This is a genomic window from Pontibacter pamirensis, from assembly GCF_010015475.1.
Lineage (GTDB): Bacteria > Bacteroidota > Bacteroidia > Cytophagales > Hymenobacteraceae > Pontibacter > Pontibacter pamirensis.
Map to the genome: position 1 here is coordinate 46,360 of NZ_SSNI01000001.1, position 26,646 is coordinate 73,005.

22 protein-coding genes are annotated in these 26,646 nt (G+C 49.4%); 11 read left to right on the forward strand and 11 right to left on the reverse strand.

Features of this window, described 5'->3' with window-relative positions:
• Window positions 1–113: 113 nt before the first annotated feature.
• Window positions 114–1,079: a sterol desaturase family protein gene (locus tag E1919_RS00905; RefSeq protein WP_162051475.1), complete on the forward strand. Its 966-nt coding sequence runs from the start codon at window positions 114–116 to the stop codon at window positions 1,077–1,079.
• Window positions 1,080–1,263: 184 nt separating this feature from the next.
• Window positions 1,264–2,268 (forward strand): alpha/beta hydrolase, encoded by a 1,005-nt coding sequence (locus tag E1919_RS00910; protein WP_162051476.1) that lies wholly within the window; start codon window positions 1,264–1,266, stop codon window positions 2,266–2,268.
• Here the strand turns inward: E1919_RS00910 and E1919_RS00915 are convergent.
• Entirely contained in the window at window positions 2,243–2,989 is a 747-nt protein-coding gene (locus E1919_RS00915; RefSeq protein WP_162051477.1) for a phospholipase A, read from the reverse strand. The two genes, E1919_RS00910 and E1919_RS00915, sit on opposite strands and share 26 nt — an antisense overlap.
• A 1,039-nt stretch (window positions 2,990–4,028) precedes the next feature.
• Between E1919_RS00915 and E1919_RS00920 the strand changes: the two genes are divergently transcribed.
• Window positions 4,029–4,541, forward strand: coding sequence for a GNAT family N-acetyltransferase (locus tag E1919_RS00920; protein WP_237143934.1), 513 nt, complete (start codon window positions 4,029–4,031; stop codon window positions 4,539–4,541).
• Window positions 4,542–4,767: 226 nt separating this feature from the next.
• The gene (locus tag E1919_RS00925) at window positions 4,768–5,292 is read left to right on the forward strand and encodes a DUF2911 domain-containing protein (protein ID WP_162051478.1); all 525 of its coding nucleotides are present in this window, start codon (window positions 4,768–4,770) and stop codon (window positions 5,290–5,292) included.
• Window positions 5,293–5,812: 520 nt separating this feature from the next.
• Here E1919_RS00925 and E1919_RS00930 read toward each other — a convergent pair.
• A complete protein-coding gene (locus E1919_RS00930; protein ID WP_317168177.1) occupies window positions 5,813–6,355 on the reverse strand; it encodes a YfiT family bacillithiol transferase in 543 nt (180 codons plus the stop codon).
• Between the two features lie 171 nt (window positions 6,356–6,526).
• Here E1919_RS00930 and E1919_RS00935 point away from each other — a divergent pair, with 171 nt between their 5' ends.
• Both E1919_RS00935 and E1919_RS00940 read left to right on the forward strand, forming a co-directional pair.
• Window positions 6,527–6,985 (forward strand): DUF4174 domain-containing protein, encoded by a 459-nt coding sequence (locus E1919_RS00935; RefSeq protein WP_162051479.1) that lies wholly within the window; start codon window positions 6,527–6,529, stop codon window positions 6,983–6,985.
• Window positions 6,986–7,015: 30 nt separating this feature from the next.
• On the forward strand, window positions 7,016–7,825 hold the full coding sequence (locus E1919_RS00940; protein WP_162051480.1) for an SDR family NAD(P)-dependent oxidoreductase: 810 nt from the start codon (window positions 7,016–7,018) through the stop codon (window positions 7,823–7,825).
• Between the two features lie 29 nt (window positions 7,826–7,854).
• Here E1919_RS00940 and E1919_RS00945 read toward each other — a convergent pair whose 3' ends face one another.
• From E1919_RS00945 to E1919_RS00955, 3 genes are all read right to left on the reverse strand, one after another.
• A complete protein-coding gene (locus tag E1919_RS00945) occupies window positions 7,855–8,475 on the reverse strand; it encodes a carboxylesterase family protein (protein ID WP_162051481.1) in 621 nt (206 codons plus the stop codon).
• A gap of 212 nt (window positions 8,476–8,687) precedes the next feature.
• On the reverse strand, window positions 8,688–9,236 hold the full coding sequence (locus E1919_RS00950; protein WP_162051482.1) for a lipocalin family protein: 549 nt from the start codon (window positions 9,234–9,236) through the stop codon (window positions 8,688–8,690).
• Window positions 9,237–9,246: 10 nt separating this feature from the next.
• Entirely contained in the window at window positions 9,247–9,678 is a 432-nt protein-coding gene (locus tag E1919_RS00955) for a GNAT family N-acetyltransferase (protein WP_162051483.1), read from the reverse strand.
• Window positions 9,679–9,983: 305 nt separating this feature from the next.
• On the opposite strand from E1919_RS00955, the gene E1919_RS00960 reads away from it, so the two are divergent.
• The 4 genes from E1919_RS00960 to E1919_RS00975 all read left to right on the forward strand — a co-directional run bounded on the left by E1919_RS00960 (window position 9,984) and on the right by E1919_RS00975 (window position 14,558).
• Window positions 9,984–10,481 carry a YajQ family cyclic di-GMP-binding protein gene (locus tag E1919_RS00960; RefSeq protein WP_162051484.1) on the forward strand — a complete coding sequence of 166 codons (498 nt, stop codon included), beginning with the start codon at window positions 9,984–9,986 and terminating at the stop codon, window positions 10,479–10,481.
• A gap of 138 nt (window positions 10,482–10,619) precedes the next feature.
• Entirely contained in the window at window positions 10,620–11,405 is a 786-nt protein-coding gene (locus E1919_RS00965; RefSeq protein WP_162051485.1) for a TerC family protein, read from the forward strand.
• A 147-nt stretch (window positions 11,406–11,552) separates the two neighbouring features.
• Window positions 11,553–13,874 carry a M20/M25/M40 family metallo-hydrolase gene (locus E1919_RS00970; RefSeq protein WP_162051486.1) on the forward strand — a complete coding sequence of 774 codons (2,322 nt, stop codon included), beginning with the start codon at window positions 11,553–11,555 and terminating at the stop codon, window positions 13,872–13,874.
• Between the two features lie 126 nt (window positions 13,875–14,000).
• The gene (locus E1919_RS00975; RefSeq protein ID WP_162051487.1) at window positions 14,001–14,558 is read left to right on the forward strand and encodes a DUF4142 domain-containing protein; all 558 of its coding nucleotides are present in this window, start codon (window positions 14,001–14,003) and stop codon (window positions 14,556–14,558) included.
• Between the two features lie 135 nt (window positions 14,559–14,693).
• Here E1919_RS00975 and E1919_RS00980 read toward each other — a convergent pair whose 3' ends face one another.
• The 6 genes from E1919_RS00980 to E1919_RS01005 all read right to left on the reverse strand — a co-directional run bounded on the left by E1919_RS00980 (window position 14,694) and on the right by E1919_RS01005 (window position 23,621).
• On the reverse strand, window positions 14,694–16,730 hold the full coding sequence (locus E1919_RS00980) for a S9 family peptidase (RefSeq protein ID WP_162051488.1): 2,037 nt from the start codon (window positions 16,728–16,730) through the stop codon (window positions 14,694–14,696).
• Window positions 16,731–17,012: 282 nt separating this feature from the next.
• Window positions 17,013–17,672 carry a hypothetical protein gene (locus tag E1919_RS00985; protein ID WP_162051489.1) on the reverse strand — a complete coding sequence of 220 codons (660 nt, stop codon included), beginning with the start codon at window positions 17,670–17,672 and terminating at the stop codon, window positions 17,013–17,015.
• Window positions 17,673–18,081: 409 nt separating this feature from the next.
• Entirely contained in the window at window positions 18,082–19,089 is a 1,008-nt protein-coding gene (locus E1919_RS00990) for a dipeptidase (RefSeq protein WP_162051490.1), read from the reverse strand.
• 270 nt (window positions 19,090–19,359) lie between these two features.
• Window positions 19,360–20,019, reverse strand: a complete 660-nt coding sequence (locus E1919_RS00995) for a porin family protein (protein ID WP_162051491.1) — start codon at window positions 20,017–20,019, stop codon at window positions 19,360–19,362.
• Between the two features lie 283 nt (window positions 20,020–20,302).
• Window positions 20,303–22,750, reverse strand: coding sequence for a TonB-dependent receptor (locus E1919_RS01000; RefSeq protein ID WP_162051492.1), 2,448 nt, complete (start codon window positions 22,748–22,750; stop codon window positions 20,303–20,305).
• Between the two features lie 331 nt (window positions 22,751–23,081).
• A complete protein-coding gene (locus E1919_RS01005; protein ID WP_162051493.1) occupies window positions 23,082–23,621 on the reverse strand; it encodes an RNA methyltransferase in 540 nt (179 codons plus the stop codon).
• A gap of 326 nt (window positions 23,622–23,947) precedes the next feature.
• On the opposite strand from E1919_RS01005, the gene mutS reads away from it, so the two are divergent.
• Window positions 23,948–26,575 carry a DNA mismatch repair protein MutS gene (mutS, locus tag E1919_RS01010; protein ID WP_162051494.1) on the forward strand — a complete coding sequence of 876 codons (2,628 nt, stop codon included), beginning with the start codon at window positions 23,948–23,950 and terminating at the stop codon, window positions 26,573–26,575.
• Window positions 26,576–26,646 lie beyond the last annotated feature (71 nt).

The following is a 26,646-nucleotide window of genomic DNA, read 5'->3' on the forward strand; positions in this document are numbered from 1 at the left end:
CTGCTTCACCCGCTGTTACAGTTTAGGAATAAGTTGGATTTATGTTTAACTTAGACCAAATTAGAGAGAGCACGTTGAGCTTTCTGTTACTCTTTACACAGTCTTGTTCTACCATGGAAATTCTGCTGGAAAACCTGCCTAACCCCTTCGTTTACTTCGTTCCGATTTTTGCTATTCTCATCCTGGCGGAAGTCTATATCAGCTACCGTGAAGACAAAGAGTTATATGATATAAAAGACTCTTTTGCGAGCACCTGGGTAGGTATAGGAGCCGCCATTCTGAACACCCTGACGAAGGTGTACCAGATCGGGTTCTTTTTCATTATTTATAAGTTGTTTGAGCCACTCCGAGAGCAGTACCTGGGCTACGAGAGCCTTGGATGGGCCTGGTGGGTGTGGGTGCTGTGTTTGCTAGGAGACGATTTTAACTTTTATTGGCACCATCGCTTTTGCCACACCGTCCGCCTGTTCTGGGCGGCGCATATTGTGCATCATTCCTCCGAAAAATTTAACCTCGGCACGGCCTTCCGGAACGGCTGGACCATTTTCTTTTATAAACCAGTCTACTGGATGTGGATGCCTGCACTGGGCTTCGACCCGGTGATGCTGGCCCTGTGCATGTCCTTCAATTCAATCTACCAGTTCTTTTTGCACTCTACGCTGGTGCCCGATATTAAAGGAATGAACAAGATCTTCAACACTCCCTGGGTGCACCAGGTGCATCACGCCTGCAACGTCGAGTACCTGGACCGCAACCACGGGGGCATCTTCATTATCTGGGACAAACTCTTCGGAACGTATCAGCCAAGGGAGCATCATATAGCCCCTAAGTTCGGGGTGCTGCACCCGCCGCAGTCGCACAATCCGGTCAGACTTAATTTTCATGAGTTTAGCGATATCTGGAAAGACGTGAAGAGGGCGAAGTCGTGGGAGCATAAGTTTAAGTATGTGTTCTACCCGCCAGGCTGGAGCCCGGATGGCAGCACCAAAACGGCCAAACAAATGCAGCAGGAACTGGAGAGGCAAATTAGTGTAGTACCTGCTACTCCGGCTATCAATAATAAAGGAGAGGCGGTTTAGTAGGCTATATTCAAGTCACAGTTGCAATTCTATGAGCATAGAACAGAAAGTCCTGATTTGAACTTCTTTCCTGTGTCTGAAAGCTTAGCCCGCTGCACTGTCCTATGTTGAGGCGTAGCGGCTGCATATCAATTGTGGAAGCGCCATCGTAAGGTTTAGTGAATAATCTTACGATGATATAGCTATGTCTAACATTCCGTTGCCAGTTCAACTACTGATCGGTATCACCAAACTTGGTGCAGAAAGAACCTCCCTGCCGCTGGATGAACGGCGCATATCTTCGAACAGGTTTATGAAGTTCATGGATTCCTTTGCCGGACTCAAATCCCCTGCTGTTCCGGAACCTGATAACAGCAGTTTTACTTCCAAAGCAGGGCATGAGATAGCGCTGAGAATTTTTAAGCCTGCCGATATAAACTGGCCGCTTCCGGTTTGGGTATATTTCCATGGGGGAGGGTTTACTATTGGGAGTTATGATGTGCGGGATAACTTCTGTAAGAGAATAGCAGATCAGGCTTCTTGTGTGGTGGTATCTGTGCAGTACCGCCTGGCTCCGGAGCATCCGTTTCCGGAGGGGCTGCAGGATTGCTATGAAGCCACATGCTGGGTGTCAGAGAACGCGCATACCTTTGGCGGTGACGGCAGCAAACTGGCGGTTGGGGGCGAAAGTGCCGGAGGCAATTTCGCTGCTGTGGTTTCTCTGATGGCCCGTGACAAAAACGGTCCTAAAATATTGCATCAGACCTTACTATATCCAGCGGTAGATTGCAGCGGCTCCGCACCCTCGCGAAGAGAGGAAGACACCGATTACTTGCTTACCCAAAACATGCTGAAGCAGTTTGGAGAAGCCTACTTGCCGGCAGGCGTAAACAGAAAAGACCCCTACTGCTCTCCTGTTTTTGCTGATTTAACAGGGTTGCCGCCTGCCGTAGTCATCACGGCGGAGCACGACCCCTTGCGGGACGAGGGTAACCGGTATGCTGAAAAGCTAAAGAAGGCGGGTGTGCCTGTGGTGCACAAAGAATACCCGGGTATGATACATGATTTTGTACTGATGATGCCAAGGTTCCTGAAGGAGTCAAGAGAAGCCATCGATACCGTAAGCAAGGGCTTGTGCTTAGCCTTTAAGGAGCAGCCAACCGCTCTCCACAAAGCAAAACAATTCAGTACAGATATAGCAGCAAGCTAGCAGGCTTTATAGCCATTCCCAGCCGAAGCATGCTGGTCGACTCCCGGTAATGGAGCAAACTCTCGGCATAGCCCTGGTACCACTGCAGGGTAATAAACGTGTTTCCGGATTTGAAAGGGTTATAACTCAGCTGTGTCCGGACGTTTCCTTTCCAGGACCACGAAGCGCCTTTCCGACCCGCGATTTCAAACAGCAGCTTGTCTTTTTTCATTTCCCAGGTATAAGCTGCCTGTCCGTAGCCCACATACTCCATCAGGTCAGGATTGTCTTTCTTATACTGAAAAGGAAGCCATGCCTTTAGCAGTAGCACCGATCGGGGAGAAGCAACCATCGTATAACTTGCCGACACAAGATTCCAGCCCCTGGATCCATTTTCGCTGTTGCCGCCTAAGCCATTCGACTCATGCTCTACCTGCAGCGCCAGGGAGCCTATCAGCTTTTCGTCTTTAAAGAGAAGTTTACCCAGGCCAGCGCCCGGTTTGAAGTTTATTTCTTTAAATGGGCTGGACCATTTATAAATATCCCAGAACGATTTCTGAGTATAGGTTATAAAAAGGTAGATGCCTAAAGGAGGGGTTGGCTTTGAGAGCCGGTGCTTAAAGCTGATCTGCTGTTTTAGATCAGAGTTGGAGGTTTCGGGTATTACGCCTGCTTTCGATCCAGTAATAATGTAGTTGTCTTTGTATATGGTAAAGGATGATGTTGATTTGACAAACTGCATGACAGAGTCTCTGCTGATGCGCTGTCCATAATTAGTGTTTACTGAAGTTAATGTTGTGAAAAGGCAGAGTAGCCATGCATGTTTCATCATCCTATTCTTCATTTTTAGATACATCGTATCAACAAAGCTTCTTGCAGCTTTACTTTATGGTATATTTCGTTGTTTTTATAGTAACGTATCTAAGGAAGTAATGGCTGATTTGCTGCTGCTGAAGCTTCAGCGCGTGCAAAATTTTCTTTGCGCCTTCGCATTACAAGTGAGGGACAGGTGCCTTGGGAATGAAGGCTTTTAGTACTTTCACTATATTTAGAATGACAGTTATTGTGTTTTGCCTCTAGAAAATTGGCGGGGCGTTAGAATTAAATTTTGTGGATGAAATTCTGCGGGTTCAGGGCTATTTATCTTCAGAAGTGAATATCTTCTGAAGATAAATAGAAGCAGGTGCTAAAGGATGATATAGAAAGAGGCTCTCCGGAATTTAATCCGGAGAGCCTCTTTAGCTGTAGGGGGAGGAATCGAACCTCCACGGAGTAGTTAGGCAAATGTCTTTGTACCAGTAGATAGATCAAAAAGCTGCTTTGTCCCGGAACCTCCACCCCCGAGATAGGAGGGCTTGTCTGCCAGTTTCAACACCCTACATTGTTGTTGATGATTCAAATATAGAACACGCTTTTTTAAATTGCAAATTTTTCAATAAAAATAATTTAAATGTGCGACTATGGTAGATAATACGCCAGTTGATTTAATAGGTTGTAATTGTGTGTCAGTTTTTTGAATTCCTCATTATTTGATTTGTTTGCTATTTTTCATTTTAAATAGAAGGATATAATTTGAAAGGGGGCGACGGCCGATTTATGCAAGTTCTTTATTCATGAGGTATCGTATAGAAGGGGGGCTTTGTCGGTAAGCAAGGCTATTTGTGCGTAAAGGATATATTGTCTGTACTCAAACCTTTAAGAATTACCTATAGCCTAAGCATGCTCCTGCCGGGGATTTGGTTGCGCTACCGTTTTGTGCTGTCAAATGAAATAAACAGACCATGATGCTAAGTGAAGGAAATATGTCACTGCGGCCTCTCACTGGCAGCGATCAGGAAGCATTGGCAAGCCTTGCCAACAACAAAAAGATTTGGGACAATGTCCGCGACTATTTTCCTTTTCCCTATACTAGTAAAGACGCTGCAGCCTTCATCACATTAACAAAGCAGGAAGAGACACCCATGACATTTGCCATTGAGTACAATAGGCACTTCTGTGGCGTTATTGGGTTAGTAGGGCAAAGTGATGTCTATAGAAAAACAGCTGAAATAGGTTATTGGATTGGCGAACCCTTCTGGAACAAAGGCATTGCAACCACCGCTGTCAGGTTGATAACAGGCTATGGGCTAAGGCAAGCTGGCTTTGTTCGAATTTATGCTGGCATATTTGAATACAATGTTGGCTCTATGAGAGTGCTGGAGAAGAATGGTTATGCAAAAGATGGCGTTTTCAGGAAGGCAATCTACAAAAATGGGCGGATTTGGGACGAGCACAGGTACTCTATTACCAGATAACAATATAGCGTATAGTATTGTCAACACCCGGTCTTTTACAGGAATGGGGAGCCTTAGCTAGCCAAATAAACATTTAAGATTAGTTTAATCTAAGCTAAAATTTTTAAAGTGCGTATACCACGTGTTGAGTTAGCCGCTTATAGACAATAACTTATACTATAGACGCTACTCCTTGCGTTTATCTTTTTTAAACTGACCAAATTGAATTAACCAAACCAAAAAGATTATGAAAAACACACGCATTTTAAATTCACTTGCACTGTTATTTGTTTGCATGCTGATGTCCACTGTCGCCTGGGCGCAGAATGAGCAAAAGGCAAGTCCTCCTGCTACGGCAACCGGTAAAGTAGGAGAAGCAGATATTATTGTCAGTTACAGCAGCCCGGCTGTAAAAGGCCGTCAGATTTGGGGTGACCTAGTGCCCTACGGAGAAGTATGGCGCGCAGGAGCCAACGAGGCCACTACTGTAACAGTTGACGAGGATGTAATGGTGGAAGGGAAAGCACTGCCAGCCGGTACCTACAGTTTATATACCATTCCGGGAGAAGACGAATGGACCGTGATTTTCAACAAAACAGCCAAGCAGTGGGGCACGCAGTACGACGAAGGGCAGGATGCACTGCGCGTAACAACCAAGCCACGCAAAGCTGCTACTATGAATGAGCGCCTGGCTTACGATGTAACAGACCAAGGCATTGTGCTCCGTTGGGAAAACCTAGAGGTGCCTGTTACCATAACAGCTCAGCAGTAGTACATCCGTATTGTTTCTTTTAGTCCTGCGCTGCATGTTCATAAACCATGCGGCGCAGGATTTTTTATGCCTGCCAGGTAAAAAGTGTTATTCGTGTTATTCCTAAAAAGAGAGAGCCTCTCCGGAATTCAATCCGGAGAGGCTCTTTAGCTGTAGGGGGAGGAATCGAACCTCCACGGAGTAGTTAGGCAAATGTCTTTGTACCAGTAGATAGATCAAAAGTTGCTTTGTCCCGGAACCTCCACCCCCGAGATAGGAGGGCTTGTCTGCCAGTTTCAACACCCTACATTGTTGTTGATGATTCAAATATAGAACACGCTTTTTTAAATTGCAAATTTTTCAAAAAAAATAATTTAAAAATATATAATCGTTAAGTAATTGCCGTGTATTTAATAATAATTATATGAAAATGGTGCTAATCTATTAAATCTATATTTGTCTCTTTTTATTGCCTGCTTCTATGCCTGCAACAGTTTAAGATATTGATAATCAGCTTGTCATTCTTGCTGTTGGGCCAGCGTCACCAGCCCCTGCGCTTTTTTAGTTCTGTGATATGAGCCAGGTGATGTTCTCCGTGCCATGCGTAAAGCTCAATATGCTCCCGAATCCGTTGCTCTCCATTTTCTGGATGTATAAACTTTCGTTCTAACTGCTCCGGCTGCAGGCTTTTAAGGAGCAGCACCCACCGTTGGTGCAGGGCGGTTAGCAGCGCAAGGGAAATATCCGGTGCCCCTTGCAGGCTATCAGGTAGCTTAGCCCATTCACCCTCGTTATAGGGCCTGATGGTGGGGGTGTCCTCCGTTAAAGCCAGCTTTTGGCGGGTATAGCCGTTCAGGTGGCTATCGGGGAGGTGGTGGATGACCTGCCGCACAGTCCAGCCGCCTTCGCGGTAGGGGGTATCTAACTGCTCCTGCGTCATGTTGGCCACCGCTTCCTGCAGCCTGGCAGGGAGTCCGGCAATAGACAGGATGTGTTGCTCTATCTGCTCGTCAGTGAGGGGCTGCGACATAGCAAACTTGCCAATGGGGTAGCGCAGTTGCTCTGATTCTTCGTGTGGCATCATTATCTGATTTAAGTTTTGCTAACCGAGTTACGGGATTTTCTGCTGTTGTGCAACGGTTACAGCTAGTAATAATAGGGGCTTAGTGAAAAGAGGGAAAAAGACCGCAACAGGGTGAGTATAAAAGAGGTGGCAGTATAAACCATGCTGCTGGCTGCACACGTATGCTAGAGGATGAAAAAGATACTATTTTCTCTGTTCCTGGCTGGCTTCATGCTGTTTGGCTTGCGGGCAGATGCGCAAACCAAGTCTTCTGGAAACATCCTGGATCAGTATAAATGGAAGAAGCGCCCACTGCTGCTCTTCGCACCTTCCGCAGAAAATGCAGCGTATGTACGCCAGAAAGAGCTTATAGAAAACGAAAGGGCTGCGTTAGCTGACCGTGATATGGTGGTGGTAGAACTGATTGGGCAGGACGAAGTATACTTAAACGGCACCCGGCAGAAAGGATTCCATGGGAAAGAGCTCCGCAGCCGCTTCCAGGTGCCGCAGGAAGCTTTCTCTGTTATTCTAATTGGTAAAGACGGCACAGAGAAACAGCGGAACAAAGAGACAGTTGCGCTGGAAAAGATTTTCGGCCTGATTGACCAGATGCCGATGCGCCGGCAGGAAATGCGCGGAGAAAACAATTAATCAATTTAAAATATATCCAAAGCAGAAATAATGGCGAATACGCAACCGCACACAAATTATACAGCCCTGATTACGGGTGCCTCTGCAGGCATTGGTTACGAACTGGCAGAACTTTTCGCGCAGCACGGCCATGACCTGGTGCTGGTGGCCCGCTCCGAAGACAAGCTTCAAAGCATGGCGCTGAAGTTTGCGATTAAGTACAAGGTATACACGAAAGTAATTGCGTCAGACCTGAGCGAGCACGATGCGCCGGAAAAAGTGATGGCACAGCTGAAGCAGGAGAACACAACCGTCGATGTGCTGGTGAACAATGCCGGCTTCGGCTATTATGGCGCTTTCCGGGGATCAGATTTGCAGCGGGAGCTAGATATGATGCAACTGAACATGGTATCGCTCACGCATCTCTGCAAGTTGTTTCTGGAGCAGCTGCCAGAGGGGCGGCAGGGTAGAGTTATGAATGTGTCTTCTACAGCAGCATTTCCTCCTGCCGGACCGTTTATGGCCGTATATTATGCCAGTAAAGCCTATGTGCAGTCTTTTTCGGAGGCGCTGGCTGCAGAACTGGAAGACAGCAATGTAACGGTGACAGCACTTTGCCCCGGACCTACAGAAACAAACTTTAAAGACGCAGCCAACCTGGAAGGCTCCGGTATTTTCTCGAAGCAGTTTGTCGCCGATGCACGAAGCGTGGCCAAAGCAGGCTACGAGGGAATGATGGCCGGCGAGGTAGTTGTGATTCCAGGTATCCATAATAAGCTTACCGTCTTCTTCACCCGGTTTGTACCGCGCAGTATCCTACGCAACATCGTGAAAAAAATGCAGGAAAAGCGGGGCGCTTAACAAGAGGCCGGGTTTGAGACAGCGGCTAATTACGGCCGCTCCTTCACCTCTTTCTGGTGCTCCAGGAACCAATCATATATCTCAGGGTTGTTGTAGGTTTCTGTCCAGGAGTCGTGCTTCAGGTTGGGATAAATGGTGAGCTTCACATGGCCGCCTGCTGCCTCTACGGCTTTAGCCATTTTCAGCGTTTCCTCTACAGGTACAACATCGTCTTTGGCTCCATGGAAAGCCCATATTGGCATTTTGGCGAGGTGGCGCGCCCTTGTGATTTCCCCGCCACCGCATACAGGCAGGATAGCGGCAAACTTCTCCGGGCGGGCCGCCGCCCAATGCCAGGTGCCATAGCCACCCATGCTGATGCCGGTCAGGTAGATGCGGGTTTTATCTGCGCGCACCTGTTCCAGCACCTCTTTCAACCACTCACTTAAGAGCGGCATTTGCCAGTAAGACTGGCGTGGGCATTGCGGATAGGCCACCACAAACGGGAAGTCTTCTTTGCCAATCAGGTACTGTGGCAGTCCCTGCAGCTTTACTTTCTCCAGGTCGTCGCCCCGTTCGCCCGCACCATGCAGGAACAGTATCAGCGGCCACTCTTTTTCTTCCTGCTCATGGTAGGCTGCCGGGTAGTAAATTGTATGCTTGTAACTCATAGCTCCTCCGTTTCTTCTTCCTTTATCTGGTACGTCGGATGTAGTTGATGGCGTTGAGCAAGCGGGCGAACTTTACGCTAACTGAGTTTTCTCTGGTTTAAAGCGGAGGTATATATTGGTGGCAGGCAGGCGCGGAAACTACAGGCATGCTACCTCTTGGCTGCCAGGTTGCTGCGGAGTGAAAGCTATATACTATTTCTAAACGTGGTCAACTATAAATAGCAGCTCTGGTCCATCAGCCTTAAATCTTCCACCGGAAAGCCCTTCTGCCGGGCCAGTTGCACAAGGCGGTCATATACTTCCTCATCCAATTGGGGAGTGCGGGATAAAATCCAGAGGCTTTCGCGGTCCGGAGAACCGACGAGGACATATTGATAATCCGAATCCAGTTCCAGTATCCAGTAGTCGCCTTTGAAGGGCCAGAAGAACTGTACTTTCAGTTTGCTGTTGTTGCTCCCCTCCACCGGGAAAGCTTTGCCTGTCGCGGCTTCTCCTTCGCCCTCCGGGCCACCTTTTCGGCAGAAGTTGTAAACATCCACATACCCTTCAGGGTTCTGCCTGTACTCGGCATATACGCAGTGGCAGCCCTTCTCATAACGTTGCGGTAAGGCGGCAATTTCATACCAGCGGCCTTCGTAGCGGTCAAGGTCAACGCGGGGTACTGTGGCAAGTGGGGCATGGCTGCTGCTGCAACTGCTTACAAGAGCGGTGGCAACCAGCAAGGCGCCAGCGGTAAGCAACAGTTTTGTCTTTTTCTTCATTCAGTCGGTTCTATAGCTGCTTGGTCATGCGGTAGTGCTGTATGGTGCCAAACAGGATGTATGTTTCTTCCACTACCTCATACCCGTTCCGGCGGTAAAAGTTGACAGCGTTCTCACGGGCCTGCAGCGTAAGCGACATGGCTCCCAAGGTTTTAGCACGCGCTTCTAGGTATTCCATTAGCTGGTTGCCGAGTTGCTGCCCCTGCTTGTCTTTCCGGATACCCATAAAGCGCAACTGCCCTTCCAGTGGTGTATTCATGTGCAGGCGGCAAATGCCCACAGCTTCACCGTTGTCATCCACCAGCATGGCATGTATGGCTGTGGCATCGTCCTCCACGCGCTCACTGCCCTCCGGCTGATCCCAGGGCTGGCGCAGCGTTTCGTAGCGCAGGCGGTAGTACTTCTGAAATTCCTCGGGTGTGGCAGGTTCTATAACTTCCATGAGTTGATTGTTGAATGGCTGAATTGTTAAACTGTTGTAGTTTGGGTTACGGTTGGTGGCTGCATACATGGCTTGCTGAAAAACATCCGGTATTGTAAGCCTTCATTCTGTCGTGTTCTCAAAAGGCGGGTAGGAGTAGTGTGCTCGGGCAGCAATTTAAACATTTAGCAATTTAACCTCCCGGCCATCAATAATAAAAGAGTTTCTACGTCTTTTATCTTGCATCTGGTACCTGAAAATAAAATAACTTTGTCCGCTTTATAGCGTCTAAAACTAATTTTAGAGATAAACTAAAACAGAAAACTATGGCATCTTTTGATATCGTGAGCAAGGTAGATCCGCAGACAATGGATAATGCCGTCAATACCGCCCGCAAGGAGATCATGAACCGTTACGACTTTCGTGACACAAAGGGCAGCATCGAGTACGACAAAAAGGCGAACGAGGTGCACATCGCCATGGAAAACGACATGCGGGTGCAACATACGGAGGACGTGCTGCTTGGTAAAATGGTGAAGCAGGGCATGGATGCCACCGCACTGGATTTTTCAAAAGAAGCCTACCAGTCGGGGGCTATGGTGAAAAAGGATATTAAGGTGAAGGCAGGCATCGACAAAGAGACTTCCAAGAAAATCATGAAGCTGATTAAAGACAGCAAGCTAAAAGTGTCTGCTGCCATAATGGATGAGCAAATTCGCGTAACAGGCAAGAAGATAGATGACCTGCAGGATGTAATTGCTGTGATGCGTGGTAACAGCGAAGAAATAGGCATGCCGTTGCAGTACATCAACATGAAATCTTAACTTAATTGTTGATTGTTAAATGGCTGTATTGTTAATAAGGGATTAGGATTAGTTTCTTTTATGATGGCCGCACACATCAACCGTAGTTTAGGAGAGTAAAAATCAAGAATCAATTATCAACAATTAACAATTACCTATATGGAAATTTTCGCTAATCCGGATGCCTGGATAAGCCTGCTGACACTGACCTTTATGGAGGTGGTGCTCGGCATAGATAATATCGTTTTTATTTCGATCATAGTGGGCAGGCTGCCGAAGGAACAACAGGCGAAAGGCCGCACTATCGGCTTGTCCCTGGCCTTGGTTTTCCGGATTATCCTGCTGATGTTCATCTCCTGGATTGTGGGAGCCAGCGCGCCTTTGTTCACCATCAACCTGCCTTTCACTGAATCGGACTTCCCGGTTTCCTGGCGCGACATTATCCTGTTCTGTGGAGGCTTGTTCCTGCTGGCTAAAAGCACGACCGAAATACATAACAAGCTGGAGGGCGAGGAAGAGGAGGCGCATGGCGGCGGCAAGGCATACGCTACCATGTCGCAGGTGCTGATACAGGTCATACTCATTGACATCGTATTCTCCTTCGACTCCATTCTAACGGCCGTAGGTCTGGCACAGGAAGTAATTATTATGATTATTGCCGTTATCATAGCCATGGGCATTATGCTGGTATTTGCCAAGTACGTGAGCGATTTTGTGAACAAGCACCCGACCGTAAAAATGCTGGCGCTCTCGTTCCTTATCCTGATTGGCTTTATGCTGATAGTCGAATCGTTGCACCAGCACATCCCGAAAGGCTACATTTACTTTGCCATGTTCTTCTCGCTGATGGTAGAGATGCTGAACATGAAGCTGCGCAAGAAATCAGAACCTGTGCAGTTGCGCCAAAGCGAAGTGCAGGACCCGGAGAAGCATGAAGTTGTTTAAAAGCAAGGGCTGAAATAAAGCAAAGCGGCACCGTCTACAGCAGGCGGTGCCGCTTTGCTTTGAAGGGATACTGGTGCTTCTGCCATACTTTATCGGAATTAATTTCTATATTAGTTCACTGTTATATTCTCCCTAAACCACCTGTTCATGCGGTACCGCAACAATGCCATTGCTACCTTTCTGCTGCTGGCGCTCACCGGGTTTGCCCTGCTAAGCATATACCTGCTGATGCCGCCCAGACCAGAACCAGCGGCTGCTCCTGCGGAAGAATTCTCAGCCGAGAGAGCCATGAAATACGTGCACCAAATAGCACAGGAACCGCATGCCATGGGCACGGCGGCACATGCAGACGTTAGAGAATACCTGTTAAGCGAAATGCGTCAGTTAGGCCTGGACCCGCAGGTGCAGGAAGCCACAGCAGTAAACGAAGCAGGAAAAGCAGCTTATGTAGGGCACGTATACAATTTGATAGGCAGGATGAAAGGCAGTAGCGCAGGTGATACAGCCATCCTTTTAGTAGCCCATTACGACTCGCAGCCCAATGCGCGTGGCGCCGGCGACGATGGCGCCGGCGTGGCCGCCATACTGGAAACAATACGGGCACTGAAGCAGGCGGAGCCCCTGGATCATGATGTGATCGTGCTACTGACGGACGGGGAGGAGTATGGCCTGTACGGCGCCAAAGCGTTTATGAAACACCCTTGGGCACAGGAAGTGGCGCTGGTGCTGAACATGGAGGCCCGGGGTACTGCCGGCCCTAGCCTGACCTTTGAAATGAGCCCGGGAAACGGTTGGGTGGTGAAGCAGTTCATAGAGGCGGCACCGCACCCATACGTAAGTTCATTGGCGTACGAGATCTACAGTCGTATGCCTAACGACACTGATTTTACTGTTTTCAAAGATGCTGGCTACACCGGGCTTAACTCTGCTTTTATAGGTGGGTTTGTAAACTACCATAAGGTCACTGACTCTCCTGAAAACCTGAGCCAGCACAGCCTGCAGCACCATGGCAGTAACCTGCTGGCGCTTACCCGGCACTTCGGCCATACTTCTCTTGCGGCTACCAAAGCCCCCGATGCTGTGTTCTTCAACTTTATTGATAATTGGGTTATCCGCTACAACGCCAACCTGAATCTGCTATGGATTGCACTGGCTACATTGCTGCTGGTAGTTACACTGATGATTGGCGTGCAGAAGCGGGCTTTTACAGTTGGCCAGGTAGTAATCGGCTTTCTGGCAAGCATGCTGCTCGTGGCAGCAGTAGTGGGACTTTTCATCCCGATCAACAGGCTGGTGTTGCAACTGATGCCGCTCTCGCATTCCTTTAACGGCCTCTATGGCGCTGACATGTTTTTTATTTCTTACCTGCTGCTGGCGCTGGGCCTGTTCCTGTTGCTGAGCTGGTTTGCTTTGCGCTGGCTGCGCCTTTTTTCGCTGGTGATGGGAATGCTGGTGCTTCAGTTTGTGCTAGCGGTGGTGCTATATCTGCTAATCCCAAATGCTACTTATCTGCTCCTCTTTCCGATGTTGTTTACCCTGGCAGGGGTGCTGGCCATTTTCCTGACAGGGTTGTATGAAGGGGAGAAAGTCAATTTTAAGTTTGCGCTGATTCTGCTGTTGGCTGCGGTGCCTGCCGTTTTTATCATGATGCCGATTGTGCAGGTGGTGTTTGCTGCATTCTCTTTGCAGTTGCCAATAGGTATGGTGGCGCTTTTCGTGTTGTTGCTGGGGCTGCTTTTGCCTTTGCTCCGTGTAATTGAGCGCAGCTTCAGCTGGCGGGGGTTTCCACTTCTGCCACTGCTCCTGCTGCTGGCAGGCGGCATAGAGGTGGCACGTGCCATTGGTTACGAGCAGCCTGCTCCGGAACGGCCCTTGCACAGCCACGTGAGTTATTTCCTGAATGCAGATGCCGGTAAGGCCTACTGGGCTTCGGCTTTCCAGGTGACGGATGAATGGAACCAGCAGTTCTTCCAAGATAGCACCACTACCGGCCCCTTAAGAGAAATATACCCGCATGCCGCCATCGAATACCTGAAGAGCGAAGCAGCGCCCTTAACGGTGCCTGCCCCCGTGGCAGAGGTGCTGCAGGATACAGTTATAGGAGATGAGCGCCTGCTGCGCCTGCGCCTGTCCTCACCGCGCGGCGCGGCCCACCTCGAACTGGTACTGCAGCCACAAACACCTGATGCTTTGCTAAGTGCCACACTGGCAGGAGAAGACCTCCAGTTAGAGCCCATAGATGCGACACAAAGCCTGGTATACTTTACGCGCCTGCATGGTTTGCCCACCAGCAAAGAAGTGGAGCTGGAGTTGCGCTTAAAATCAGGTGCTCCACTCACGCTGTACCTCTACGACCAGAGCATTGGCTTACCACAGGAACTGGTGACGCAGCCGAAGCCTGCTCACGTTGTAGCAGAGCAAGGCAGGGAGAGTAATTTAACAGTAGTCCGGAAGCAGTATACCTTCTGATAAGAGCAGAAGATTTTGCAGTATGGGAAGGTTTGGTGTATTTTTAGAGAAAGTTTATACAGGCCTGAACTAAACATATATGCTGCGTAGTATAGGTAACAGACCCTTATACACGATTCACTTAATATGTTTAAAACTAAGTTCTCCGCTATCCTTTTTGGTGCTTTGCTTCTACTGATGATGGCCTGCGACAGGCCTTCCTCTAACCCGGAAGCAGATACGATCACCGTTAGCCGCAGCATCATGTACGATCCTGCTTTTTGGGATTATGCGGCCAGTAGCAACATGCTGCAGGTAGAAATCAGCCGCCTGGCCATAGAGAAAGGCACCACCGAAAAAACAAGGGCTTTAGGTCAGCGTGCTGTCGATTTTCACAGCAATGCCCTTGAACGGATGAAACGACTAATGGCCGGCAAAGAGAAAGTTCAGTTACCTGATAGCCTTGGCGGTGCCGACAGAGGCCTGGTGCAGGAGTTTCAGCTGCTGGAGGGAGAGGAGTTTGACACCCGCTACCACGATTTTATTGCCAGTTCACACCGTACACAAATAGACCGGTACGAAGAGGCGCTTCGCAGAGCCGACAACCAAAAAATACGCGACCTGCTGATGGACATGCGGGCGCATATGCGGGATGAACTGGACAGGTTGGCAGTTCCTGACTCTGTAGTGCTGTCTGAGGAATAACCTTAATACCAGTAGGTTTGATAACAGCGAGAGGAGGCCGTCAGGCTTCCTCTCGCTGTTTTATTCTGTATTTTGCTTCCGCTGGTGCGAGCTTGCAGCCTTATACTGCAGAGCGCCTAATAGTAAGGAAGCAAACTATTTTGCAGAAGCCTGTGCCTTCTCCTCTTCCTTCTTCTTCACGTCTTCTTTCCGCTCCGGTGCCTGCCAGTCTATACCCAGCGTGTGCTTCTGTATCCATTTAATTTCCTCAATATCGCGGATGCGCTGGTGGCGCGGCTCACGGAAACCGTGCGGCTCACGCGGGAACTGAATGTAGCGCACGGTCTTGTTCATGTCCTTCAGCGCCGTGAACAGCATCATACTTTGTGCTTCGGTGTCTGTCACGTCGCTCAAGCCGTGCAGGATAAGCGTTGGCGTTTCGATGTTCTTTACATGTGTCAGCACCGACTTCTGGCGGTAACCTTCCGGGTTCTCCCAAGGGGTGCCCTTCACGTACCACAAGCGTACATCATGGTTAAAGCCAATGCCATACTCGGAGGTCCAGTCGGATACCATAGCGCCGAGCGAGGCCGCTTTAAAGCGGTTGGTTTTGGTAATAGTAGTACCTCCCAGAATACCGCCGTAGCTCCAGCCACGTACGGCCATTTTGTCTTTATCCACCATGCCGTCGGCAACAAGCTTGTCTACGCCGCTCATCAGGTCTTCGTAGTCGCCGCCGCCGATGTCGCCCATGTTGCCGCGCAGCAAAGCATCAGTATAGCCGCTGCTGCCGCGCACATTAGGTGCCAGCTGTATATATCCCAAGTTTGCCCACACATGGTATGCCGGGTTAAAGGAGTTGGTAAACACCCCCGCCGGGCCACCATGTATGTGCAGCAGGAGAGGGTGCTGCTTGCCTTTCTGATAATCTGTTGGCAAGTACAGCAAGCCTTCCACCTCTAAACCATCCTTGCTCTTCCATTTCACTACTTCGGCGGTAGCCAGTTGCAAAGTGTCCGTAATGCGCGGGTTCAGGTTGGTGAGCTTTGTTGGGTTAAATTTATCTACTGCCGACACATATAAGTCAGTCGGTGTTCTGTAGTCGCTGAAGCTGAGCACGGCTTTGCTGCGGTCGGGTGTAATGCCCAGCATGCGCCAGGTGCCGGTGCGGTTGCTCAGGTTCTTCACGTCGCCTTTAGCCATGTTGAGGCGGTACAGGTTAGTATTGGTGCGCTGCAAGCCTGTGAAAAGGATAGACTTGGCATCCGGCGTCCAGTAATAGTCGCTGATGTTGCCTTCGAACTTGCCAGACACCATACGCGGCTGCTTTGTATTCGGGTCCATCACCCAAATCTTATCGTTGCGGAGTTCCCACTCTTTATCATCGGCGGCCGTATAGGCAAAGCTTTTGCCATCAGGTGCCCAGCTTAAGTCTCCTTCCGGGGCTTTGTTGTCTGTGAGCTGCATGGTGGCCGTATCGCCGGAAAGCTGCAGCAGATAGATCTCGGAGAGGTTGCGCTGGTTGCGGCGGTTTTCGGTGCGGCCCGTAAATACGATGCGCTTGCCATCAGGTGCCACATCAAAGTCTCCTATTAACAGCTCGTTCTTTGTCAGCTTCTTCGCCTTCTCTGTATCCAGGTCAAAAACCCACAGATGCTCCCAGGCACCCTCGGCTTGTCCGTTCGGGCCTTCGTCTACAAATAAAGCATCGTTACCAGCTTTATAGAGTTTCTGGTCCTCTTTGCTGCGTGGCACTTCTGATACAAAATATAGTTTTTTGCTGTCTTTGCTCCAGACGTATTTGCCCACGCTGTTATCGTGCTTTGTCAGCTGTACAGCCTCGCCGCCAGCGGTAGGTATCAGGAAAAGCTGCTGGTGGTCATCTTTCTTGCGCTTCAGGGCAATATACTTACCATCCGGAGAGTAGCTAAGATCAGAGCCACCGTCCTCTCCGAGGTACTGATAGCTTTCTCCACCTTTGGCAGCAATGTGGTGGTAGGTTGTTTCGCGCTTGTTCTTCTCCCAGTTAATCTCAGACTTTCCGTAGACAACAGACTTGCCGTCTGGCGAGATGATGGCATTGCCCAGAGAAGTCATATTCAGACCATCGTCTGTTGTCATAGGTTGTTTCTGCGCCATCGTTGTGCCGCCAAGCAAGGCAGCCGACAGCACGAAAAGCAATCGTTTATTCATAAGTAGCAGGTATGATTTATTCTGAAGGGATAAAGATAAGAAAGGTATGGCAAAGTTCATTTTGCCATACCTTTCTTATCGTCAATCAGGAAGTCTGTTTTACCTGCTGCCCCGAAAACACTGCATTGGTGGAATGAAGCAAGGTACAAATGCAGAAGCAGAACGAGTATAATTACAAACATGCTCTTTAGTCATGAAAAAGCTCCAGACTGAATGCGGGTAAATTTTACACAATACTTCTGATAGCAAAAAATAGGAACACTATGATGTCAGCCAGGAGACTTATTTCCAGAGGTCGGCGGCTTTGCGGGCCATCCGGAAGAAAAGCTCTTTGTCCAGTCCTGCTACCTGGCGTGCCTCTGTTTCTGAGTATCCGTTCTCGGCGGCATTCAGGTAGTCATAGTATAGCTGGGCCAGTTCCAGGGAATCGTCCTCAAAGCAATCCACCAGTTCTTCCGAAACAATTTTCTCAGGCTCAAATACTTTAGAAGGGTACAGCTTGTCGAGTTGGTAGATAAGGTACTTCTGCTGTGTCTTGTTTGGCTTGCCGCCAAACAGCTGCTCTATGGGCAGGTCTTCATCCTCCTCATCAAAGTCCTCAAAATCATCCTCTACTGCCAATGGCTCATACACCACAATGTCGTGGCCTGTCAGTTCGAGGTATTCGTCAAACTGCTCTTTTATTGGGATGAGTGTCGGCGCATCGTACGGATGGTTGAGCACGTTGGCCATGTGCAGTGCAATCTCTTTCCCTTTCTCACCGGCTGCAATCAGTATCTGGTTGAACTGGCTGAAATCGCAGCCCAGATAGGCAAATTTATATTCATCATCGAGCACAGTGAAACACCAGAGTGTGATAAACTCTGTTTCGTCTATCACCACTGTATCGATGTACAGTTCATTTATCTGTACGTAGTGCGGCGAGTATTCCTGAGCATCCATGAGCCTTTCGTGTTTAGGGTTGAAATTGTAGGTGCCTTTAGGGTACAGTATAGGTACTGTTAAAGTTTATACGGCGTTTTATCTCGTATGGTAAACGTTCTATATATTATTTTCTATCAGGAGCTTGAGGAGCAAGCTGGTAAAGAATTTAATGCGCCCGAACAATGCAAAATGCCACGCGGATTACCTGATTGCTATGTATGTTTATATGTTGTGAATTAATGAGTTATAGCAATATCGTTTTTTATAATCTTATTGAAATAACGTGAGACATGTATAATTCTTGTGTGCGCAGGAATTTTGTGAAATACACTTTTTTAAGGGTGAACTGACACAAGCTTTCCAGATGTCTTCCGTTAGTTGCTCTTTTTGAGGCAGCAGAAACCGTTTAGAAGGTAAGCCAGGAGCACTAAGACCAGATACGCTCTATAAAGTGCTGTGCATTCTGGAAGGCCAATTTTGCAAGCTGCTCCTGCGGCACTTCTTCTTCCAGCCGGTTCAGGATATAATTGTAGCTGGTGCCTGCTTGCTCGTGCTCTTTGTAGTAGAACGGAATGCGACTCAGGTCAGTGTTATCGGCTGTGTAAAAGTAGTCAGCCCCGAAGCAAATGGAATTCTGGGCTCCTTCGCTCAGGCCGTACCGGATGTGGTGGAGGAGTGCCTCCGGGTCATCTGTGTTCAGGAAAGCCCGCAGAAAATTTATTCCTATCAGCCCCTTCCGGTGTATAATTTCCTGGGTCACTTCGTCGGGCAGGTTGCGGTTGTGTTCCCAGACAGGCCTGAAGTTAGAATGGCTGGCTATGACAGGAATGTCGAGCCGCTCCCTGTCTATATGTGTGAGGATGTCATAGGCGAGGGCATCGCTGGTGTGGGAAAGGTCCACAGCGATGCGGCGGCCGTGCAGGTAGTCTAAGAGCATTTTGCCATCGCGCGTGATGCCGCTTTGTGTCATGTTGCCGCCGCCGAAGCGGTTTGCCGTGTGGTGCGTTAAACTGATGTACAGGATGCGGCCGCAGTCAGAAATTATCTTCTCTAACTTTTTAAACCCGTCCTCGAGCGGCTCCACTTCCTCACAGAACCCGGCTGCATTTTCTATGGCTGCTACCATGCCCACACTGTTCTTGCTCTGAGTGACCTCCCGAAGGCTCTCCACATCCGTTACAGCTTTAAGGCAATTGTTTTCCTCTTCGGCTAGTTGCTTGAACATGTCGCGCTGCAGCCCTGCGTAGTGGGTGCTGCCGGGTTCTGCAGCCGAGTATATTGCCATTACCTGCAGCTTCACGTTGCCTTCTGTTAAGGCGGGTAGTGCACAACCAATCTCTTCTACTTTGTCTGGTGCCGAGCCTGGCACATCTGTCAGGTACACCAGCAGGTCGCAGTGCATATCTATAATAGGGAGGCGGGATAGGGGGGGCATATATATGTTCTTGCTTATTGCTTGATTACGGGAAAGAGCAGGCGGAGGTGCGTTTATTTGCAAAGTAGTAACTGCCCTGGCTCTTGTGCCTTTGTTAAAGGTTTGACTTATAAGAAAATCAATCCAAATACACTGCCGGTAGGTGTGCGGAAGCTCTGAAAGCACCAAAAAGCACCAATCAAAAGGATAGCTAAGGCGTTAGAGGAGGGAAGCAAAAAAGCCAGCCCTACACATCAGGCAGGACTGGCTTTTCTTTTGATTGTATGCTTACTAGCGTGTAGGAAAAGTGAATCCTAACGTCAGCATAAATACTGAATTACGGGCATTTACTAAGTCACCCTGGAAATAATCACTTGGCGCGTCACTGGCAAAATCGGTGAAGCTACCAACATAACGTACCCCAAGGCTAAGTCCGCTTTGCATACCAAATCCAACACCGGCAGCATAGCCTAGTTCAAACCTGGTGAGACCTTCGGTACTGCTGCGGTTTACAGCAAGAGGTTCTGGTGAGCCTGCAACAAACGTGTCAGTGTTGTTTTTTACGCTAAGCAGGTAAGCCGCCGTCGGGCCACCCTCAAAGTATAGAGGCCCTGCATCTATTCTGGCCAGAATGGGCAGCTCCAGGTAGTTGTAGTTTACACTACCTTCTCTGTTGTATGTCAGGTTGTTAAATTCAAAGTCCTCCTCTTCATTTTTAAAACCTTTGTTTGTGTAGTACAGCTCAGGCTGAATGGAGAAGAATCCTTCTACTATAGGGAAGTTCGCTGTCAGACCGGCGTGCCATCCAAATTTGTTGTTAAAGCGGCTGTCGTCTGTCACATCGCCTGATAAATTAGATAAATTACCCCCAGCTCTAACACCAAAAGAGGCCTGTGCCTCTGCCGTATACACCGTAGCTAATGCAAAAAAAGATAAAAGTAGCTTCTTCATAGTTTAAAAATTTTCAGTTACACATGCTTCTGTGCATATGGTATACGGTGTATTGGACTGTTTTTACTAAAAATTTTCTATTTATTGGAATGTTAACTATTTAATAATCTGATTAGCAGTAATATGTATGAATATGGATGTGTAGTAATTTGTACAAAATTCTAAGGTTATTCTGATGGCGATAGCTGGTAGTAGCTGCTGACTGCGAACTTATTGCCTGGAACAAAATCCTGCTGTTCATGTTTTGGCCAGACAGTGGATTTGTAAAAGTAGCCGCTTAGTTTTAATACCCGAAATCATCATCTCCTCTGCCTTCCCCGTTCTCGTCACCGCGACTGCTGTCGCTGTTAATGCGGTAGGTGAAACCGACATAAATAATGCGGCTCTGGCGTCTGTTGTTGCTCTCTGACCTGAAAACCCCTTCTTCATAGCTTGTAAAGTTCCACTGGCGTGTGTTGAAGATGTCAGACACCCGGAGCATCACCGTTCCCCTTTTGTTCAACACGTCTTTCCGCAGGCCTAAATCAGCGCTAAAAAGCTGCTCTCTGCGCCCCTGGATAGTGGCCATTGGCGCACGGTAGAAGGCGTTTAGCTGTATATCCAAATCTTCCCACACCGTCATGGTAGAGTTTACTCTCGTGTTCCAGCTTAGCATGCTGTTGCTTAGTTCAGTATCGCCCTGGCTGTCGTTTAGCTCAGTTCTATAGCCAGAGAGGCTGCCGTTTAAGCGCCACCAGTTGCCCACGGTATGTGTGGCAGCCAACTCCACGCCGTAAGATGAGCCGCTGGAGAGGTTGATGAAAGTGGTTTCGAGGCGGGTAAACGTTTCGCCGTCTTCGGTTACAACGGCTGGTTGCCGCAGCCGCTGTATCTGGTCGGTGGTGTGGCGGTAAAAGGTGCTTATATTAAAAGACGAGTTGCCCCAGTACTTCAGGTAGCCCGATTCCAGGGAGTTGATGAACTCAGGGTTAAGGCGCGGGTTACCGAAATCAACATCATACCTGTCGCTTCTGTCTACAAAGGGGTTCAGGTAACGGCTTCTCGGCCTGTTTATGCGGCGGCTGTAGCTGAACTGTACTTTGTTATCGTCGTTGATGTCGTGGGTTACAAAGAGGCTCGGGAACAGACTGAAGTAGTTGTTCTCATACTCCATCTCCTGCGTGCGCTGGTCGGCGGTGGTTAAGGTCTGCTCAGCCCGTACACCAAACTGGTAGCTAAAGCTCTTGAACTTATTGCTGTAGTTGGAATACAAAGAGTGCACATGCTCGTCATACACAAAGCGGTTGCTGATGGTGTCGTTGTACGCAAACTGTTCGGTTTCATAGTTATAGTCATAGAAGCTTGCGTCTTCGTCCAGACGCTGCAAAGAGCTGCGGAAGCCGGCTTCCAATCTGCTGTTTTCCGAAAAGGGATGCACGTAATCAGCCTGTGCTGTAAAGCGCCTGTTCAGGTCGTGTGTCAGGGTATACTGCCTTGTCCGCACTCCCATATCCTGGTCCGCCCATTCGCTTTCCTCGTCATCTGCATTGTTAGTGTATACCAGGTCCGCCGTCAGTTCCTGCCCCTCTCTATCAAATGTCTGGCGGTAGCCCAGGTTCAGGTCCATGTTAAAGCCCTCTTCGCCTTCCTCCGTCAGGCGGGTGCGTGTGCCGATTAGTCCACGGTCATCTCCCAGAAAGCGGTACAGCAAATCTCCAGTGTCTTCCTCATAGTCGGTCCTGTAAAAAGCGGAGGCTGATATGGCGTGCTTAGAGCTAAGCTGATAATCTGCACCTAGCCGGAAGTTGTGGTTGATGTCCAGGCTTTGCCGCTCCCGTACCTGGTCCAGGTATGTATAGTCCAGGCTGTCTCCGTAGTATGTTGTAAAGGTAGAGCTGGTGCCAGGTCTTGTTCTGTGCCTGAAGTCGTAGCCACCGTTAAGGGACAGTTTGCCAAAACCGTAGTTCAGGTTGATGGAGGCGTTGTAGTTGTCATAGGTACCGGCGTTTACCGTGGCAGAGCCGTTTAGCCCTAAGTTTGTGTCTTCTTTGAGAATAAGGTTAATGATGCCGGATGTTCCTTCGGGGTCATACTTAGCAGAGGGATTGGTGACAACTTCAATGCTCTCAATCAGGTTAGCCGGAATCTGGTCCATGCTCAGGTTTGCCAGCGACGTGCGTTTGCCATCTACCAGAATGGTGACATTCGAGCTTCCACGCAAACTTATGTTGCCGTCTATGTCAACGGTAACAGAAGGCACATTCTGCAGCACATCGGCCACAGTGCCGCTCTCTGCCGATATATCCTGGCTTACGTTTACAACCCGCTTGTCCAGGTCATACTCCACCAGCTCGCGTTCCGCCGTTATCTCCACTTCGCTCAGCCTTGTGCCGGAATCCTCCAGCGTAACTTCTTCCAGCGCTACAGCAGGGTTATTTTCTCCGACTTTGATGTTCGATATAAATTTAGTAGGATAGCCAACAATGGAAATTCGAAGCACATAGCGGCCAAAAGGAACGCGCCTCAGCACAAATCTGCCGCTGATATCTGTCGTGGCACCGGTCACAAGGCTTGAGTCGCGGGGAGTGAGGAGTACCACGTTGGCAAAACCTACAGGTTCATTCTGGAGCCCTTGCACTACAGTGCCGGTTATGCGGCCTTTCGTTGCTCCGGTTTGATTTTGTGCCAGCAGTGACAGCGGCAAAAATAAAAGTAAAAGTAAAGGAGAGAGGTTAACGTGGTTAATTTTCATAGTTTATTTAGGTCGTGCGTCATGAGACGGTAATTATTAGCGGATGAATTCAAGCCAGAACACAATACAGTATGTAACAACAGTGCTGCCCATTGTGCTGAGGCATTTGTTGAGGTACTGGTTTCTTTACCAGATAGATAAGTAAAGCACCTCCTGTACTAAGTGTGACAACTCAGGAGAGCGAAAGTTTAATTAGAGGCCGATTTTTTATACGGGGAGATTGCCGCAAGGGTAGAGGGTGTCATTCTTTCAGACCAATTCAGCTGCTGTGGAAGAGAGAAACATGGGCCGAAACCCATGCTTCTGAATATGCTGTCTTGTAAGTCTCTGGCTAAGCTTCCTGCCCCAGCGTTTTGCTCAGGAAATCCCACACCACCACGCCTGTTGCGACCGATATGTTGAGCGAGTGCTTGGTGCCAAACTGCGGTATCTCTAGTACTACATCCGAAATGCTGACCACATCCTGTTCTACCCCAAATACCTCGTTGCCCAGCACAAAAGCATACTTCTGCCCCGGCTCCGGCTGAAAGTCATTCAGCATGGTGCTGTTCTCGGCCTGCTCCACAGCGCAAATCTTGTAGCCATCGGCTTGTAGCTTCTTCACCAATTCCAGTGTATCAGGCACGTGCTCCCATTCCACCGATTCAGTAGCGCCCAGCGCAGTTTTCTCGATGTCGCGGTGCGGTGGTGTGCCGGTAATGCCGCAGAGGTAGACTTTCTGCGCCATAAAGGCATCTGCGGTGCGAAACACAGAACCCACATTATTCAGGCTGCGCACATTGTCGATCACCAAGACTAACGGTATTTTTTTCTTATTTTTGAAGTCCTCAACCGAATCGCGGTTGAGTTCGTCCATGGAGAGCTTTCGCATTTTTCGGGATGTAAGACACAGGACATAAGACAAAGGACTTTACCTAATCAGGTAGGACAAATTGCGCTGTGTCGGTGCAAAGGTCAGGCAGATAGCGCAGAAATCAAACTGATTGCTGTTTGTAAATTGTTGCTTGTTTGGTGGAATGGCTATATGGCCACATAGTCTAACAGGTAGGTTTTGGACGAAGGTGTCCGAAAGAGCAGTCAGTAGAGCAGTAATTTAATTCCTTTCCTCGGAAGGGCTAGGGGTGGGTTCATCTAGACGAACTTGTTCAACATTCATAATTGAGATGCAGCAAGCATCCAGCAAAGTATATACAAGGTATGAAAGGAGAAGGCAAAGGCACAGTAACCCCGCTCATGAAGCAGTACAATGCTATCAAGGTGAAACACCCGGGGGCGCTGCTGCTATTCAGGGTAGGAGACTTTTACGAAACCTTTGGCGAGGACGCCATTAAGGCTAGTAAGATTCTGGACATCGTGCTGACCAAGCGCGGCAACGGTTCTGCCTCTGAAACGGCGCTGGCTGGTTTCCCGCACCACTCCCTGGACACGTACCTGCCCAAACTGGTGCGGGCAGGAGAGCGCGTGGCCATCTGCGACCAACTGGAAGACCCGAAATCGGTGAAGGGCATTGTGAAGCGGGGTGTGACGGAGCTGGTAACACCTGGCGTTTCCTTTAACGACCAGGTGCTGGAAAGGCGCAGCAACAACTACCTGGCTGCTATCCATTTCGGCAAAACAGAAACAGGCGTTTCTTTCCTGGATGTCTCCACCGGCGAGTTCATCACTGCACAAGGCGATAAAAACTACATAGGCAAGCTGCTGCAAAGCCTGGCTCCGGCGGAGGTGCTGTTCTGCAAGCGCGAGAAAGACACCTTCATCGACCGCTATGGCCCAGACTTCCGGTATTATGCGCTGGACCCTTGGGTGTTTAACTATGATACGGCTTATGAGTCGCTGACCCGCCATTTCAAAACCGCTACCCTCAAAGGATTCGGTATTGAAGGAATGGCAGAGGGTATCATTTCAGCAGGAGTCATTCTTCATTACCTCTCCGAGACGCAGCACAACGAAATCAGCCACATTGCCACCATCTCGCGCTTAGAAGAGGACAAGTATGTGTGGCTGGACCGCTTTACCGTGCGCAACCTGGAACTGCTGTTTACGCAGCACCAGGAGGGTGTGCCGCTGATACAGGTGCTGGACCAGACCGTGACCCCGATGGGCGCACGCCTGCTGAAGAAGTGGGTGGTGCTGCCGCTGAAAGACGTGGCTCAGATTCGCCGCCGCCTGGATACGGTAGAGGCCCTGACAAAGCACCGCGAACTGCTGAGTGAGCTCATACAGCACCTGAAGCAGATAAACGACCTGGAGCGCCTGATTTCAAAGGTGGCAGTGCGGCGCGTGAATCCGCGTGAACTGGTGCAGCTGGCAAAGGCGCTGGAGGCCATTCTGCCTATTCAAAAGGCATTAGCGCTGAGTGACATACCTGCCTTGCAGCGGCTGGCAGCGCAGTTGGTTCCCTGTGATGGCCTGCGGGAAGAGATCCGGAATGTGCTAAAGCCGGAGCCGCCGATGCTCACCAACCAGGGCAACATGATCAACGATGGCGTGAATGCGGAACTGGACGAGCTGCGGCAAATCGCTTTTTCGGGCAAAGATTACCTGGCGCAGTTGCAGCAGCGCGAAATCAAAAATACAGGCATCAGCTCTCTAAAAATAGCTTACAATAAAGTATTTGGTTATTATTTAGAGGTAACGCACGCACACAAAGACAAAGTGCCTGCCTCCTGGATACGCAAGCAGACACTGGTAAATGCTGAGCGTTATATTACGGAAGAGCTGAAGACGTACGAGGAGAAGATTCTGAACGCCGAAGACCGCATCTATACTATCGAGTTCGGGCTGTTTAACGATTTGGTGCTGCACGCCCTGGATTATGTGGCGCAGGTACAGCAAAACGCGAAGGTCATCGGCATTATCGACTGCCTCAGCTCGTTTGCAGGCATTGCCCTGAGTAGCAACTACGTGAAGCCGGACGTAAGCGATAGCCACGTGCTGGACATAAAGAAAGGCCGCCACCCGGTTATCGAAAAGCAGTTGCCGTTAGGGGAGGCTTACGTGCCTAACGATATCTTCCTGGACAATGAGGAACAGCAGATCATCATCATCACAGGACCGAACATGGCGGGTAAAAGTGCTTTGCTGCGCCAGACGGCTCTTATCGTGCTGATGGCGCAAATCGGCTCCTTTGTGCCGGCAGAGGCAGCTACGCTAGGCATTATCGATAAAATTTTCACCCGTGTGGGCGCCTCAGATAACTTGTCGAAGGGCGAGTCTACGTTCATGGTGGAGATGACGGAGACGGCGAGTATCCTGAACAACCTCTCAGACCGCAGCCTGGTGCTGATGGATGAGATTGGCCGCGGCACCAGCACCTACGACGGTATTTCCATTGCCTGGGCCATTGTGGAGCACCTGCACAACCACCCGAAGTTTAAAGCCAAAACGCTTTTCGCTACGCACTACCACGAGTTGAACCAACTGGCCGAGGACCTGCCGCGTGTAAAGAACTACAACGTGTCTGTAAAAGAGGCAGGAGGCAAGATCCTGTTTATGCGTAAGCTGGTAGAAGGGGGCAGCGAGCACAGCTTTGGTATACATGTGGCCCAGATGGCGGGTATGCCAAACAATGTGGTGCTGCGTGCAGACGAAATCATGCACCACCTTGAAAAGGAGAAAGTATCGGAGCAGTCTCCACAGCAGAAAATGAAGACGGCTCCCAAAAACAACTTCCAGCTCAGCATGTTTGAGTTCAACGACCCGCAGCTGGCGCGGGCAAGGGAGCTGATGGATGCCTTAGATATTAATACCATTACACCGGTAGAGGCACTGCTAAAGCTAAACGAGCTGAAAGGGCTGCTGCAGGACAAGGCAGTAAAACAGTAGGTATGGTAGGCACTTCGTCCTGTTGACAGAGGCTTGAGAACTGGTGGAGGAGTTTAAGGCATGAAGAAGCA